The organism is Verrucomicrobiota bacterium, assembly GCA_027622555.1.
Taxonomy (GTDB): Bacteria; Verrucomicrobiota; Verrucomicrobiia; order Opitutales; family UBA2995; genus UBA2995.
Genome location: JAQBYJ010000018.1, coordinates 1 through 15,087, shown reverse-complemented (window position 1 = coordinate 15,087; position 15,087 = coordinate 1). Strand labels below are relative to the sequence as shown.

Sequence of the window (15,087 nt, the reverse complement as noted above, 5' to 3'; positions counted from 1 at the left end):
CCTCTCATCGGGCAAAGACCAGGAAAAGAACACCGATTACGACGGTGCCCGCGGTGAGAATCCGGAGATATCCCTGAAGGAATCCGTTTTGAATAAATGCGTTGATCCTGCTGCTTTTGTAAATGCGAGCGCAGGTGCCATCGAAGGAGACAGAGTCGATTAATTTTTGGTCGACGGTGTTGGAGAAGAAATTGCCAATACTCACCACCACTGCTGTGAGGGCATCGACCAGGACATTCAGGATCGCTTCAATCGCGGTAATGTTAATCGCCAGAGCGTTCCAAAGTTTGAATACCGTGGCTTCGTACAGTTCATCGGCCAATAAACGTTTTTCCAACCACGAGTAAGGAGCCCCAATGGCGCGCTTGACTGGATCGACAATATCCATGCCCATTTTGGCTCGAGCGTAAACAAGCAAACCAAGTCCGATTCCACCCAGGGCAATTATTACACTGATAACGACCACGATGGTTTCATGCTGGTGAACGTGGACACCTGAAAGATAGTCGAGCACGTGGAATTTATTTTCACTGATGACTCCGAGCAAGAGAGCGAATGCGGCGAGTATCACCAATGGAACAGTCATCAATGCCGGGCTTTCATGGACATGACCTTTGCCGCGGTATTTACCCAGGAATACGTAGCAGCATTGCCGCGTCATGTAGAACGCCGTGAGCAAGGAAGCGAATGCACTGATCCAGAAAACGGTGGAGTTCGTTGTCCAGGCACTGAGCAGGATTTGGTCCTTACTAAAAAATCCACTGGTGAAGGGAAATGCGCAAAGAGCGAGCGTGCCGGCCAGGTAAGCAATACTCGATACTTTCATTTTGCTAAACACACCACCCATGAGACGGATATCCTGCTCCTCGCCACAACCGTGAATGATCGAGCCGGCACCGAGGAAGAGTAAGGCCTTAAAGAATGCGTGAGTAAGGAGGTGAAACATACCGATCGATACGCCCCCTTCTCCAAGGGCCAATCCACCGGCACCGAGCCCTACCATCATCAAGCCAAGTTGACTGACCGTCGAGTAGGCGAGAATCCGTTTGATGTCGTATTGCGCAACGGCAATGAGAGCAGCGAACAGTGCGGTAAATGCACCGACCCAGGAAACGATTTCAAGCATCACCTCGTCTGCGAGGAAAAGTGGAAATGCGCGGGCTACCAGGAATACGCCAGCTGCCACCATGGTTGCCGCGTGGATCAAAGCCGATACCGGAGTAGGGCCTTCCATCGCATCGGGTAGCCACACGTGTAGTGGAAGTTGACCCGATTTTCCAACCGCACCGATGAAGAGGAACAACGCAATTACACCCGCACCATTTAATCCCCCAAGCGCGTTCTCGGAAGCAACCAGTGCGGCGATTTGTGCGCCTTCAAGGAGTCCATTTCCTCCGTCGAAGAATAGAAAGGTACCGGTCGCCTTGAACGCCCAGAGCAATCCAATGAGGAATCCCAGATCGCCAATCCGGGTGGTGATAAATGCTTTTTTCGCAGCGGCCGCAGCCGATGGTTTTTCAAACCAGAACCCGATCAATAAATAAGAGGCGAGCCCGACAATCTCCCAGAACATGAAGAGCAGTAACAAAGAATTCGAGACTACCAGCCCAAGCATACCCACCATGAAAATAGAGAGGTAGCAAAAGAACCGTCCCATGCGGGCGTCATGGCTCATGTAACTGGCTGAATAGATAAAGATTAAGAGGCCAATGAAACTGACCATCGCCAACATCGATCCGGTCAGTGCATTGAGGACTACTCCGAATTCGAGGTTCACGCCCGCGATCTGAATCCAGGTAAAATTGTGAGTGAGGGTGTGGGCTTCATGCCCCCCGGTCATTGCAAAAGCTTTGAGCGAAAATCCCAAGGAGGCCGTTAGTGCGGCGATGGCGATGATCGCAGACAGTTTACCTGAAGGTTTGAAAAAGCCCAGCAATACTCCGGCTATCAGTGGACAAAGGGGAATCCACAACAGCCATCCAACGGAATGAGAAAAATCGAATAGGTTCATTCTTTCAGGTCCTGAATTTGCTCCAGGTCGATGGTTTTAAAGTGGCGGAAGATAGCGAGAACCAGTGCCAGCCCAAGGGCGGCTTCCGTGGCTGCGATCGCGATCGTGAAAAGTGTAAAGAGGGGCCCGTGCATGAGGTCTGGGTTTGGACTATAGTACCAAAACGCAATCAGGTTGAGGTTCCCCGCATTGAGCATGATTTCCAGACAGATCAGCATGATTATGATATGCCGACGCGTCAGCGCGCCCACCAAACCTATCGAGAAGAGGATGGCTGAGAGTATCAGGAAATGATTTAGAGTTAGCTCCACTAATTGAAAATCATGTAGGGACCGATCGCCGGGCGGTCTGTTGAAATGTCTTTGGATTTGGTTATAACAAAAAACTGTCGGCGGCGCTCTGGGCCAGAGCGCCCTACCTTAAAATGGGTTATAAAAAATACCGTCACGTTTTTTGTTCGGGTTCAGGTTCACTCGCGCTGCTTGCTGCCACCACGGCTCCGATAAGTCCGGCCGTAAGTAGCAAAGCGATGACGCCCACGGAGGCGAAGTAGGGATCCATCAAAACAAGTCCAAGTTGTTTGACGGAGGGTTCGAAATCCGAAAGTAGGGTCGTGGCTTCCGCAATCGGCTGGGAGATGAGCGGAATAAATACTCCAAGTAACAAAGCTGCAACGGCTATTCCTCCCCAGATCCATCCGCGGGAATGGACCGTGCTGGTTGCGTCACCCATAACCTTAGTCGTGAGCATGATGGCGAAGAGCATTAGAATGCCGACCGAGCCGATGTATACCAGCACTTGCACTGCAGCAACAAACTCTGCCAGTAGCAGAAGAAACAGTCCTGCAATTGCAGAGAAAAACAACAGTACTGAAAATACGGCGTGAATTACATTGCGTAAAGTGATCGCCAAAACGGCGCCCATGATCGCAACAATTGCCAATATGAAAAATGCGATACTCATTCCGCAAATTGGTAGACCCTTTTGTCTTTTAAGAGGGGAGATTTGTTGAGTCGGGCCAGTCCTTTAGCTGCCAACTGTAATGCTCCGAATCCAACTATCCATCCCCCGACCAGGGCAATCCAGATGCCCCATTGTTGTTCGGCGAAGTAGTAGAGACCGGCAACGAATATATTGAGGATGGCTAACGGCATCAGGAATTTCCAGGCGTAGGCCATTAACTGGTCGACTCGTAACCGGGGCAAGGTGCCGCGTATCCAGATCATTACCGCGAAGAGACTAAACAGTTTTATGATAAACCACGGTAATCCAGCTATAACCGGTCCGCTCCAACCGCCAAGGAATAAGGTGACCGCTATCCCGGCAATCGCGAAGGCGCTAATGTACTCAGCGATAAAGAAAATGGCGTATTTGAAACCACTGTATTCGGTCAGGTGACCGGCGATGATTTCCGAATCGGCTTCCGGTAAATCGAAAGGCGAGCGGTTGGCCTCGGCCAGTGCTGCGATAAAGAAAAAGATAAATCCGGCGAATCCCCATGGTTTAAAAATATGCCAACCGAGTATCTGCCCAAAGAACTCCTGGATTATATTTCCACTTCCGATCCATCCGGTGATCTGTTGAGAAGCGACAATCTCCTGAGCGTTGAGTGAACCGGCAATCATGATAACCGTCACAGCGGATAGCACCAGCGGGATTTCGTAACTGATCATTTGCGCCACGGCGCGCATGCCTCCGAGCAAGGAATACTTATTGCGCGATGACCAACCAGCCATGAAGACGGCAATGGTATTCATCGATCCGATCGCAAAGAAAAATAGAATAGCCGAGTCAAAGGGTAGGGCACTCATTCCCTCGCCCATGGGTAAAAATCCGATGCCTACCATGGCCGGCACCATCAATAATACTGGTGCCATGAAATGAAATAATTTGTCCGATCTTTCTGGAACGATGTCTTCCTTGAACAGCATTTTGATGCCGTCCGCTACCGGTTGAAGTAACCCAAAGATCCCAACCCGATTCGGGCCGGGGCGGTTTTGAATCCGGGCGAGCCCCTTACGTTCAAGCCAAGTGGAAAAAGCGAACGCACCCATGAATGCGAGGATCAGAGGCAGGGAGGACAAGACAATATGAACCACAATCTTCAACGAAGGCATATCGTTGAAAAGAGACTCCACCCATTGGGCGAGCTCTAGAAGTTTGTGATCAAAAAAGTTATTCATGGGGGCCTAAAGGCGGTTAAAAGGGTTAAATAGGTTCAAGGGTTCAAGGGTTAAAGGGTTCAGAGGCTTAAAGGTTCAAAGGCTTAAAGGTTCAGAGGTTCAAGGGTTCAGCGGTTCAGCGGTTCAAAGGTTCTGAGGTTCGGAGTAACTGTCATTCTGGTTTTTTCGGTTCTTCGGAGTTTTCGGGTTCTGCTAACTTGGGCTTTTCTTCGGCAACTGCAGGAGGAGGTTCTGCGGCGACTGATTTGGGTTCTTCCTGAACTTCGGTTGTTTCCGCTGTTGGTTCCTGGGGAGCTTCTGTTGATTCCTCTGCGACCGCTTTCGGAGTTTCTGTGGATTCGGCAGGTTCTGTGGATTCGGCTGTTTCTGTTGACGCTTCTGCCGTTGGTTCCTCCGGGGCAACTTCAGTTACTTCTTCGACTACGGGTGCTTCGGCAACTGCGGCAGCTTCTTCGGCAGCCTTCTTTTCTTCCGCTGCTTTTTTGGCTTCGGCATCCAGGCGGGCTTTTTCTTCCCGTTCCTTTGCTTTTGCTTCGGCTTCGGCAACTTTGGCGGCCATGCGGTCGTCGGTTACCTGGGCTTCGATGGGGTGAATTTCGTGGTAGTATTTGTTCGATTTGAGGAGTGCTTCGCGATTGATCAGCAACCCTTCGAAACGGTTTTCGGTGGAAAGTTCGAATTCGCTATCCATCCGGATAGCTTCAAATGGGCAGGCTTCGACACAAAGCTGGCAACTCATGCAAACTGAAGAATCGATGTCGAACACCGCAGGACGTTTAAGCGGTCTCCCGTTTTCGTCCTTGTCCTTGATGATGTAGATACAGGCCGGCGGGCAGGCTTTTTCACACAGTGTGCAAGCGGTACAGCGCATCCCATCGATGGCGTCCTCACCATCAAATACCAGAAAAGGTATGTTTCTGGAAAACTGCGTAACGGTAGATTTCTCTTCCGGATATTCCACAGTCGGAAGCCGATCTTTTTTGTAATAGCTCTGGAAAAAGTTTTTGGCCGTTACGCCCATCCCCTGGATGATGCCTTTTGCGAATAAACTCATAGATCGTAATATTCGGTTAAAAGGTAGGGGCCGATCCCAGCTTCGTTTGATAACTTCGCTGGACCCGTCGCCGATCGGTCCGTTGAGCATCTGTGAATGTGAGATAGTACAAGAGGCATACGTCGGCGGTCTCGGCGAGACCGCCCTACCAAAAATAATTTAAAGGCTTGTCCCATGCTAGCGGTCGACTTCTCCCAGGACGATATCGATACTGCCAAGAATGATGACAGCGTCGGCAACTTTGTGCCCTATGCACATGTGGCGCAGGGCAGTAAGGTTTATGAATGAAGGAGGACGAACTTTGAACCGGTAGGGATTGTTGGTTCCGTCCGCTATGAGGTAGAACCCCAGCTCTCCCTTGGGTGATTCGATTCGGCCATAGGCTTCTCCCGGTGCGGGTTTAAAGATCTTGGGCGCGTCTCCCATTATTTCACCTTCGGGAATATCTTTGAGTGCCTGGTTAAGGATTTTGATACTCTCCCGCATTTCGAGCATACGGATCATGAAACGATCATAACAATCGCCGTGGGCGCCGAGTGGGACTTTGAAGTCGAAGCGGTCGTAGATGCCGTATTTGTCAACTTTGCGGATGTCGTAGTTCACGCCACTGGCGCGGAGCATAGGACCGGTGAGGGAGAAATTGACCGCTTCCTCCTTCGTCACCACGCCCACGTTCTGGGCCCGGGTGATCACGATTTCGTTTCCCACCAACAAGGTTTCGTATTCATCGAGGAAGGCCGGGAAGGCATCGACGATTCGTTTACATTCCGTCAGCCAGCCTTCGGGTAGATCGCAACGCACACCACCAAAGCGAAAATAGTTAACCATCATTCTTGCACCGGAAAGCGTTTCGAACAGGTCGAGGATCTTTTCCCGTTCGCGCAGTGCGTAGAGCAGGGGAGTGCCGAGCGCACCGAGGTCGTTGATAAAGAATCCTACCAGGAGGCAGTGGTTCACCAAACGGGTAAGCTCAGCGACAATGACGCGGATGTATTCCGCACGTTCGGGAACTTCAATTTCTATAAGCTTCTCACAGCTGAGAGCGTAGGCCCAGTTGTTCGTCATGCCACAAAGGTAATCGAGACGATCGGTAAAGGGCATGGACATCGGGTAGGTCATGTCTTCGGCAAGTTTTTCATGGTTCCGATGAAGGTAACCAAAAATGGGCTTCAGATCCATGACGGTTTCCCCGTCGAGTTTCAGGTCCATGCGAAAGACCCCATGAGTGGACGGGTGATGCGGCCCCATGGCAATCTCGAGGATATCGGATCCGAGGTCGTCTTTGCTCACACTGTAACCCCGGGCTGGCATGGTTTCGATCACGCTCATGACTTCTGCCTTTCCAATTCCTCTTGTCGTTCCTTTGCTCGTTCGATGACAGAATCGTGGGGAGTGGGTTCGTAGTCGTAATCGTTGGGAGGAGTGTAATCTTTCCTCATCGGATAATGCTCAAACTCATCCCACATGAGAATTCGGCGGAGATCCGGATGACCGGTAAAGTGAATGCCAAACAGGTCGAAGATCTCGCGTTCCATCAACTCAGCTCCGCGATAAATAGGGGTGAGTGAAGTGACGACCGGATTATCGCGAGTCATGACGCGCTGTTTAAGTACCAGCGGGCCGATCTTTTTCTCCATGGAAAAAAGGTGATAAACGACCTCCATCTTATCGGGCGTTTTGGTGATGATGACCTCCATCTTTCCCTCTTCATTGCGGGCCTTGGTCTTTACCTCGCTTTCGATATAATCCACCCCCGAAATACAACTCAGATAATCCAATTTCATCATCGGATGTTCTTTTAACCAGGTAACCACCTCTGTCACCTTTTCGGGAGGGACTATGAGGCTCTTTGTATCCTCCTCCCACTCGAGATCTGGAAAATGCCGAAGTATGGCTTCGTGGTTGATCTCCATTATTCGCAGGCGTCCGCAATGTTTGGGTTTTTTACCGGAGGCGTCCAGACTTCGTGATTGTAGGGAGGCTCGAGATCGTTCCCGGTCAACACGGGCACGGGATAAATGCGCTTTCCTTCCTTGTAAGCCGGGTTGGTAATATGCTTCCCCAAGCTTTTCTCCTTTTTGATTTTAGCCTGAAGCGTCATCAGTGCATGGAGCAATGCTTCGGGACGGGGAGGGCAGCCAGGCAGGTAGACATCGACCGGGATGTAACGGTCGATTCCTTTAAGTACATTGTAGCCCTGTTTGAAAGGACCGCCGGAAATCGCGCAGGCACCCATGGCGATCACATACTTCGGCTCCGGCATCTGATTATAGATTCGGACTACCTGAGGGGCCATCTTCTTGGTGACCGTTCCTGAAACGAGCATGAGGTCCGATTGACGGGGAGACGGGCGAAACACCTCGGCTCCAAACCGGGAAATATCGTGGCGCGAACCGGCCGTCCCAATCATCTCGATGGCGCAACAAGCCAACCCAAACTGCAATGGCCACACGGAATTACTTCGGCTCCAGTTGTAGATCCAATCCAGGGAAGACAGAATAACGCCCGCCTTAGCTGTCGCTTCCGGTGATAGGTCTACCTCTTCTTCCTCGGTGGTGCTCATAGGATTGTGTGAACTGTAGGAGGGGCTTTACGCCCCGATTTCATTGAGTGGCCTCGGATCGCTCTTGGTACGCGGTTCGCCCTGCAACGCAGCTCCTCGCGCAACTGAACATTTTGAATTATTTCCATTCCAGAAATCCTTTCAACCAGAGATACACAAGGCTCTCCGCCATGATTAAAATGAACACACTCATGGCCACAAAACTGCCAAAGCCGATGCTGGTAAACGCGGTGGCCCAGGGATAGATAAATACCGCCTCGATATCGAATATCACAAAGACCAGCGCATAGAGGTAGTATTGCATTTTAAATTTTCCCCAGGCTTCCCCGGAGGATTCCAACCCACACTCGTAGGTGGCCTGTTTCAAGTCACTCGGCTTATGGGGACTCAATACCCTGGCAATCAGGAGAGGCGTACAGGCAATGATCAGCGCGAATATGGCGAATCCAAGCAGGGTAAGGTAATTAATCCAATGCGAGTCCATTTGGGTAGCTGATAATGAAGACTTAATTCCTACAGAATAGATTGCAGCATGCTTGGCAAATGAAATATAGATAATGGTGAAAAGCCGGGTGTGATTTCGAAAAATGTCAAAATCTGAGCTACCGGATCCAACGAATTCCCATTGGCGAGTGGATGGTCTTATGGTCTTTCCGCACAGAATTCTTTGGGCTGATTCACTACAGAAAAAGTCACCTTCGTCCTTTTGTAGGAGTAACTTTAGTCGCGACCCCCCTGGGAACGCTGAGCCCGAGCTCGGCAGTTGAATAAATAAAGCCAAGCTGGGGCTTAGCGGTCCCGGCACGAAGTTTACTTCGCCATCCAGCCTCCACTCCTCCTTTTTCCAGCTCTGTGCTCCTTTTGCCTCCGTGTGAGACCCTTCTATTTCAACGCTTGCCCCAATTTCCTGGATGTCTAAAAATTAACCTTTCATTTCCACTGAATGTTCCAATCGATTCCCGAACAATTTGTACGCCATTCCATTGACTTCCATCTTGAGGAATCCGCCTGGTTAGATCAGGAAATTGAGGAGTCAAACTCTGTCCTCGCCGCATGAAGAAGATCCTTATCATTGCCGGACCCAACGGGGCGGGGAAAACAACCTTCGCCGAGGAGTTTCTTCCTCAGGAGGCCGACTGCCATGAGTTTGTGAATGCGGATTTGATCGCCGCAGGATTGAGTCCGTTTCACCCGGACGGCGTGGCTATTGCAGCTGGTCGGGTGATGCTGAAACGGATTGGAGAACTCGCCGCCAACGGCAAGAGCTTTGCTTTCGAAACGACTCTCTCCACCCGAGTCTACCTACGCATGATTCCGCGATGGCAGAAGGACGGTTACCAGGTAAAACTCTACTTTCTCAAACTTCCCGATCCTGAATTTGCCATTCGCCGAGTCGAACGGCGTGTCCGTTACGGAGGCCACAATATTCCTGCTTCAACGATCCGTCGCCGTTATGCGCGGGGTTGGGATAACTTGTGGAAGCACTATTTGGAGATTGTCGATGAGTGGGCCATTTACGATGGTTCATTACAACCACCGGAATTATTGGAAACTGGTGAAAACCATCCCCCTGAAAAACTCATGGAAGATTCAATTCCTTACCAAGCGTCAGAAAAGAAAGCCCGTCGTGTGCAGCCGCTCAACAACCCGGATTTTGTCGGAGCCGAAGCTGCCTTGAAGCGGGCCTCCGAAAAGGCCATCGCCCGGGATCGCGCCGCGGGATTAGAACCGATTGTCGCCAAGGCCACCAAAACGCCATCCAAGCTTTGATGTCTTAACCCATATTCCGGTCTTGTCGTCACTGGGCTCCTGGCATTTCATTCGGTACATGTCCCATTACAAGCTGTAAATAACCAACGCTTTTTAGACGATTTTTGCTCAGCTCAGACATCCAATCCCTGATTATCCAGCTTCTTGACCTTGAAGGTAATAATGGTAGTTTAACGACTATGGCAAAAAATACTCCAGTTGTGGACATCGATCAGGAATTCACTCGTAAGAGGACGAATGCCCGTCGACTGGACGCCAAGGCTACAGTGTCCGAACGGTTGACTCCGGCTGACCTTCAGCGCCGGAACTCCATACTCCCCGAAGATTTCTGGGACAAATCCGAAATTGATTGGGAAGCCCTCGCAGTTGGAAAGAAACCTCACAGTTAAAGATTTCGTTGATTTGCGGAATGCCGAGACTGGGCTGATATTGGTTGGAGGGTAGGCCGTAAACCTTTGGGCAGAAAAATACAGCTCCCTGGATTCTGGCATTTTTTCATTTCAGCCTTTTACGAGTAGGGACGCTGATTTCTACCGCTCTCTTCTGGAGAAAATCGGCCCCTTGTTCTACGAGGAGGTGAAGTAATTATATGGCGACCAAGAAAAAACCTACTCAGACCTTTCAAGTTTATAACAAACCTCCGATTTATACCGTTCGCGGCTTACAGGTTGTGTTGGATAGTGACCTGGCATTTGCGTATGAAGTTGAGACGCGAGTGTTTAATCAAGCTGTAAAGAGGAACTTGAAACGATTCCCTGAGGAATTTGCGTTTCAGCTTACCCATGAGGAGTTTAGAAACTTGATATCACAATCTGTGACATCAAGTAGACACGGAGGACGGCGAAAACCGCCGTTTGTATTTACAGAACACGGCACCCTTATGGCGGCCACGATTCTAAATTCTGACGAGGCGGTGAAAATGAGTGTGTTCATCCTCCGGGCCTTCGTTCGCCAGCGCGAACTTCTGTCGGGCAACGAGCACATCCTGAAACGCCTGGCCGAGACCGAGAAAACCCTCCTCCAGCATGACAACACGCTTTGGGATATTTACCAGAAGCTGGTCCCGCTTATTGCCCCCGCTTCGGATGATCCCAAGAAGCGTATCGGATTCCAAGCCAAGGAGTGTAAAGCTAAGTATCTGCGCAAATAATCCAAAAAGAATTAGCGGCCTACATGCACCACCTCCTATCCAGCATAGCCCGGTAGATTGGAAAATAAACCTTCAACTTTTTACGCGGGCTACCTGCTTTAGCGGGTAAACGCGGTTGGGAGGTATCGACCAGGGTTTTGAAAAAACCAAGTCGACTGGGCCCCAACATCCATCTTGTCCTGCATAGCCCGATAGGGCGACGTAGGATCAGCCTTCATCCTTCCAAAGTTTCTCCTTCCCATTCCGCCGGATTCAGCTTTAATCTGATCAATCAATTCCCGATTCAAATGCAGCCCCTTCACGAAATTATAGAATTTCCAAACTTCAAAAAGTCCAGTGTTCCTAGCCGGCTTTTTTCGGACCCCAATGAAGCGTTTTGTCAAGAGTCAAGACCCGACGTCTTTTGCACGCGACGCGACGTCTTTTGCACGTCTCGGACCTCAATGATATCATTTGTAATGAGTTAAGACCTTGTAGGTCTTATTCTGACGTCCCAATTTCCCCTTGATGGCAACTACTGCTTCTAAAAACAAATCTCTCGAATCGTGTGACGGTCAGATGTTTATTTTTTGCGTTCGGGCTCTTCGTGCACGAATTTTGCATGCTCGATCTCTGAAATTGTAGATGAGACAAGATAATATAATCGAAGTGAGTTGTCTTGTGATGATGAATACCAGAAACCAGGTGTTTATGGTACAACGGCCGGAGAGGAGTTCTCTGGGTGGGTATTGGGAATTCCCGGGTGGGAAGATTGAGGAGGGTGAATCTGCTAAGGATGCGCTGAGGCGGGAGATTGTGGAGGAGTTGAATTTGGAGTTGGGGGAGTTGAAGGCCCTAACAGAGACAACTCATGTTTATGGCTTTGCTACGATTCGCTTGTGGCCGTTTTTGGCCAACTGTGATGAAATCCCGGAAATTACTTTGCACGAACATTCTGCGATGGATTGGGTAGACGTGGAGCGTGCACATGAGTTGAACTGGGCTCCGGCGGACATTCCGATTGTACAAGAACTGCAAAAGATGTTTTCCGTATGAGCGCTGAAAGTAATCAGGAATTGTTACCTGAGGGGCTTTATGAGGCTTTGCTCGATGAGGAGTTGGAGACGTTGTTGAACGGACAACCTGAGCTGATTGGATTACTTCAATCGGTGGATGAAGAGTCAACACCGGGTGCTTACAGTCAGTTTTTGTGGCAGGTGCTGCAGCGTGCTTTTCGAATAACGAAAAAAGAAAATCGTTTGGATTTGGTGAATCGCCTGATTGAGCTGCTGGCGGCTCAAGATGGATTGGAGTATACGCTTCGCAAGCGGCTTCTATCGAAACCTAAGAGTTTGTTGAGGGAGGTAAAGAAACGGTCTTCGAGTGCGGTGATTTCTATCCCGGAAACCCCGATGAGTATTAGCAGTTTGCTAACGGGTTCTGGAGACGACCCGCAGTTGGATCGTGAGCTTAGAGCAGAAATGATGACTGCCGACCGTGTGGATATTTTGGTGTCTTTTATCAAGTGGTCCGGGCTCCGCTTGTTGTTGCCTGGATTTGAGAACCTAATTGAGCGTGGTGTGAAGGTAAGAATTATTACCACTTCCTATATGGGTGCCTCCGATCCAGCCGCGGTTGAGTGGTTGGCTGGGCAGCCGAACTTTTCGATTCGTGTTTCTTACGATACCGAGCGCACTCGATTGCATGCAAAGGCCTATCACTTTTATCGGAAGTCGGGTTTCTCCACGGCTTATATCGGATCGGCGAATATGTCGAAAGCGGCGATAACTAGTGGGCTGGAATGGACTGTGAAAGTGACAGTTCAAGATATGCCGCATATGCTAGACCGGTTTACCGCAGAGTTTGAAAGCTACTGGGAGCGAGTAGAGTTTGAAGAATATTCCGAAAAGGATTACTCGCGGTTTAGAAAGGCAATTAAGCACGGGAAACAAAGTGACAAATCGAGTGGGTTTCGCTTTTTTGCAGAGATAACGCCGAGACCCTACCAGGAGCGGATTCTTGAATCGTTGGCCGCAGCGAGAGATGCTGGATCGTTTCGAAATTTAGTTGTGGCTGCAACTGGAACAGGCAAGACGGTGGTCGCCGCTCTGGACTATGCTCGATTTAGGAAAGCAAATCCTTTGGCAGATAAGTTGTTATTTGTTGCTCATCGGAAGGAAATCCTGGAGCAAGCCAGGGACTGTTTTAGGACGGTTCTGCGTGACTATAATTTTGGTGAGCTTCTCATCGGTCAGGATTTGCCTAGTGATTGGAAGTATGTATTTGCGTCCGTGCAGAGCTTTAATACTAAACGAACTTGGGAACAGGTGGGTTTGAACCATTTCGATTTCGTTGTCGTAGATGAGGTTCACCATATCGCAGCAAACAGTTACCGCCCTCTCTTGGATCACTTGGCTCCTCGAATTCTTCTTGGACTAACTGCAACTCCGGAACGAATGGACGGTAGTTCGATTCTTCCTGATTTTGATAATACTTTTGCGGCAGAAATCAGATTGCCTGAAGCACTTGAAGAAAAACTGCTTTGTCCGTTTCACTACTTTGGTGTGACTGATCCGGTAGCGGTTGCGGATGATAAATTCTGGCGAAACGGTAAATATGATACCAATGCTTTGGAGATCATTTATACGGGCGATGATTTTAATGCACGTCAGCGGCTGGATGTGATTCTGCATAGCATCCGCACTTATTTTCCGGATACGGATTCCATCCGGGCGGTGGGATTCTGTGTGAGTGTGCGTCATGCTGAATTTATGGCTGAGAAGTTTAGGGAAATCGGGCTTTCTGCAGAAACTGTGCTCGGCGAAACTCCGAGTGAAATACGACAAGAACGGTTTAAGGAGTTTAAGGAAGGTCGGATCTCGTTTTTATTTGCAGTGGATATATTCAGTGAGGGGGTGGATATCCCAGATATTAATATGGTTCTGTTCTTGAGACCGACAGAAAGTCTTACGGTCTTTCTTCAACAACTTGGGAGAGGCTTAAGGCATGCTCCAGATAAGGACTGCCTCACCGTGCTGGATTTTGTGGGGCAGTCACATAAAAAGTATAGGATCGATCGGAAACTTTCCGCATTGCTGAGGACGAAGAGAAGAAGGATAGATCAGGAAATCGAAAAAGATTTCCCGAATTTGCCCCCTGGTTGCAGTATTCAGTTCGAGCGGGTGGCCAAGGAGTACATTCTTCAGAGCATTCGCAATACATTGGGTAATTTGAATTCCTTTGTACCTGAGTCTATCCAAACCTTTGAAAAGGAAACAGGACGACCCCTTACGTTTGCTAATTTCATAGAATTGACCGATTTATCGCCGATACAACTTTTGCAGAATAAAACCTGGTCGGAATGGAAGGCGGTGGCGCTTAACCATGCCCCTATTGATGATCCTGATTTGAGAGAAACGCGTCAGGCGCTTCGCCGCTTTTGCCTTCGCACGGACCCAGTCTTTTTGGAAAAGGCTATGCGGATTGGTAAATTGAAAGTTGGGGAAGATTCGGGTGAGTATGGAATGAGTGAACGGGACTCGGCAGCATTGCACTATTTGTTATGGGGCAAAAAGGGGAGCTTAGTGGGAGTAAATGATTATTATGAATCGATTGAAAAGTGGTTAAAAAATAAGCACAGCCAGAAGGATTTGAAGGAAGTGATTGATTGGCGGAGAAAGCTTCACCCTTACTCAACATTTTCCATTCCTCTTCCATTTGCGTCTGATCTACGCTTACATGCTCAGTATGGTTTGAGAGAAATTCTTGCGTTGCTCGGATTGGCTGATCTACACAATTCTGGGGTAACTGGAACTGGAGTGATTCATGCAAAAGAGATTAAAACATACTTGCACCTCGTAACCTTTAAAAAAGAAGACAAGGATTTTACGCCGACAACGCGGTATAAAGATTATCCCATTAGCAGAAGCAAGTTGCATTGGGAATCGCAAGCGGCAGCAGCGCAGAAAGGAACGGCGGGTCAAAATTACGTCCACTTCAAAAAGAGAGAATACACGATACTCTTTTTTGCCCGTCTTGAAAAACGAACCAATGGTGAAACAAATCCCTATGTATTTTTAGGTCCTGTGAAGGATCTACTTTCCTATGAAAACAATCGCCCGATCTCAATGATTTGGGAATTAGAATATCCTATGCCCGCTGAGCTGTTTGAAGAGGCGAGAGCGGTTTAGAAATAGAAAGGAAAGTCTTTGCTACTCCCATACACAAAACTGAACCCAATAGATCCGGTATGATCCGAGGACATCGGTAACAGATCTTCTAAGGACATCGGTAACACTTTTTATTGGCACTTACTGATCAATCTTTAGGATAGACTACACTCCTGTTATATGCCACAGTGTATGAATGATAAAAATA

The 15,087-nt window shown here is 49.1% G+C and carries 13 protein-coding genes and 1 pseudogene; 5 read left to right on the top strand and 9 right to left on the bottom strand.

Translation table 11 applies throughout. The features are described from left to right. Positions 1-4: 4 nt before the first annotated feature. The 9 genes from nuoL to O3C43_06835 form a co-directional block, all read right to left on the bottom strand. Positions 5-2,011 (bottom strand): NADH-quinone oxidoreductase subunit L, encoded by a 2,007-nt coding sequence (gene nuoL, locus O3C43_06875; protein MDA1066210.1) that lies wholly within the window; start codon positions 2,009-2,011, stop codon positions 5-7. Next, complete coding sequence (gene nuoK / locus O3C43_06870) at positions 2,008-2,322, bottom strand: NADH-quinone oxidoreductase subunit NuoK (GenBank protein MDA1066209.1); 315 nt, start codon at positions 2,320-2,322, stop codon at positions 2,008-2,010. The genes nuoL and nuoK overlap by 4 nt, the downstream gene beginning before the upstream one ends. Positions 2,323-2,455: 133 nt before the next feature. Next, positions 2,456-2,974: an NADH-quinone oxidoreductase subunit J gene (locus O3C43_06865; protein ID MDA1066208.1), complete on the bottom strand. Its 519-nt coding sequence runs from the start codon at positions 2,972-2,974 to the stop codon at positions 2,456-2,458. Further along, positions 2,971-4,194 carry an NADH-quinone oxidoreductase subunit NuoH gene (gene nuoH, locus O3C43_06860; protein ID MDA1066207.1) on the bottom strand — a complete coding sequence of 408 codons (1,224 nt, stop codon included), beginning with the start codon at positions 4,192-4,194 and terminating at the stop codon, positions 2,971-2,973. Before nuoH ends, O3C43_06865 begins: the two co-directional genes overlap by 4 nt. A 151-nt stretch (positions 4,195-4,345) precedes the next feature. Continuing rightward, a complete protein-coding gene (locus O3C43_06855) occupies positions 4,346-5,248 on the bottom strand; it encodes a 4Fe-4S dicluster domain-containing protein (protein MDA1066206.1) in 903 nt (300 codons plus the stop codon). A 177-nt stretch (positions 5,249-5,425) separates the two neighbouring features. Further along, positions 5,426-6,559, bottom strand: a complete 1,134-nt coding sequence (locus tag O3C43_06850) for an NADH-quinone oxidoreductase subunit D (protein ID MDA1066205.1) — start codon at positions 6,557-6,559, stop codon at positions 5,426-5,428. Between the two features lie 14 nt (positions 6,560-6,573). After that, positions 6,574-7,161 (bottom strand): NADH-quinone oxidoreductase subunit C, encoded by a 588-nt coding sequence (locus tag O3C43_06845; protein ID MDA1066204.1) that lies wholly within the window; start codon positions 7,159-7,161, stop codon positions 6,574-6,576. Then, on the bottom strand, positions 7,161-7,811 hold the full coding sequence (nuoB, locus tag O3C43_06840; protein ID MDA1066203.1) for an NADH-quinone oxidoreductase subunit NuoB: 651 nt from the start codon (positions 7,809-7,811) through the stop codon (positions 7,161-7,163). The genes O3C43_06845 and nuoB overlap by 1 nt, the downstream gene beginning before the upstream one ends. A gap of 118 nt (positions 7,812-7,929) precedes the next feature. Continuing rightward, positions 7,930-8,295: an NADH-quinone oxidoreductase subunit A gene (locus O3C43_06835; protein MDA1066202.1), complete on the bottom strand. Its 366-nt coding sequence runs from the start codon at positions 8,293-8,295 to the stop codon at positions 7,930-7,932. 569 nt (positions 8,296-8,864) lie between these two features. On the opposite strand from O3C43_06835, the pseudogene O3C43_06830 reads away from it, so the two are divergent. From O3C43_06830 to O3C43_06810, 5 genes and pseudogenes are all read left to right on the top strand, one after another. Further along, a pseudogene (locus O3C43_06830) lies at positions 8,865-9,362 on the top strand (zeta toxin family protein). A 398-nt stretch (positions 9,363-9,760) separates the two neighbouring features. Beyond that, positions 9,761-9,970, top strand: a complete 210-nt coding sequence (locus tag O3C43_06825; GenBank protein ID MDA1066201.1) for a hypothetical protein — start codon at positions 9,761-9,763, stop codon at positions 9,968-9,970. Between the two features lie 200 nt (positions 9,971-10,170). Then, positions 10,171-10,731: an ORF6N domain-containing protein gene (locus O3C43_06820; GenBank protein ID MDA1066200.1), complete on the top strand. Its 561-nt coding sequence runs from the start codon at positions 10,171-10,173 to the stop codon at positions 10,729-10,731. A gap of 624 nt (positions 10,732-11,355) precedes the next feature. Further along, complete coding sequence (locus O3C43_06815) at positions 11,356-11,766, top strand: (deoxy)nucleoside triphosphate pyrophosphohydrolase (protein ID MDA1066199.1); 411 nt, start codon at positions 11,356-11,358, stop codon at positions 11,764-11,766. Beyond that, positions 11,763-14,900 carry a DUF3427 domain-containing protein gene (locus tag O3C43_06810; protein ID MDA1066198.1) on the top strand — a complete coding sequence of 1,046 codons (3,138 nt, stop codon included), beginning with the start codon at positions 11,763-11,765 and terminating at the stop codon, positions 14,898-14,900. The genes O3C43_06815 and O3C43_06810 overlap by 4 nt, the downstream gene beginning before the upstream one ends. Positions 14,901-15,087 lie beyond the last annotated feature (187 nt).

What these genes read in the sequence shown, in the direction of transcription:
- nuoL (MDA1066210.1), bottom strand. Translation starts at nt 2,011, where the DNA reads ATGAACCTATTCGATTTTTCTCATTCCGTTGGATGGCTGTTGTGGATT.
- O3C43_06865 (MDA1066208.1), bottom strand. Translation starts at nt 2,974, where the DNA reads ATGAGTATCGCATTTTTCATATTGGCAATTGTTGCGATCATGGGCGCC.
- nuoH (MDA1066207.1), bottom strand. Translation starts at nt 4,194, where the DNA reads ATGAATAACTTTTTTGATCACAAACTTCTAGAGCTCGCCCAATGGGTG.
- O3C43_06855 (MDA1066206.1), bottom strand. Translation starts at nt 5,248, where the DNA reads ATGAGTTTATTCGCAAAAGGCATCATCCAGGGGATGGGCGTAACGGCC.
- O3C43_06850 (MDA1066205.1), bottom strand. Translation starts at nt 6,559, where the DNA reads ATGCCAGCCCGGGGTTACAGTGTGAGCAAAGACGACCTCGGATCCGAT.
- O3C43_06845 (MDA1066204.1), bottom strand. Translation starts at nt 7,161, where the DNA reads ATGGAGATCAACCACGAAGCCATACTTCGGCATTTTCCAGATCTCGAG.
- nuoB (MDA1066203.1), bottom strand. Translation starts at nt 7,811, where the DNA reads ATGAGCACCACCGAGGAAGAAGAGGTAGACCTATCACCGGAAGCGACA.
- O3C43_06835 (MDA1066202.1), bottom strand. Translation starts at nt 8,295, where the DNA reads ATGGACTCGCATTGGATTAATTACCTTACCCTGCTTGGATTCGCCATA.
- O3C43_06825 (MDA1066201.1), top strand. Translation starts at nt 9,761, where the DNA reads ATGGCAAAAAATACTCCAGTTGTGGACATCGATCAGGAATTCACTCGT.
- O3C43_06820 (MDA1066200.1), top strand. Translation starts at nt 10,171, where the DNA reads ATGGCGACCAAGAAAAAACCTACTCAGACCTTTCAAGTTTATAACAAA.
- O3C43_06815 (MDA1066199.1), top strand. Translation starts at nt 11,356, where the DNA reads ATGAGACAAGATAATATAATCGAAGTGAGTTGTCTTGTGATGATGAAT.
- O3C43_06810 (MDA1066198.1), top strand. Translation starts at nt 11,763, where the DNA reads ATGAGCGCTGAAAGTAATCAGGAATTGTTACCTGAGGGGCTTTATGAG.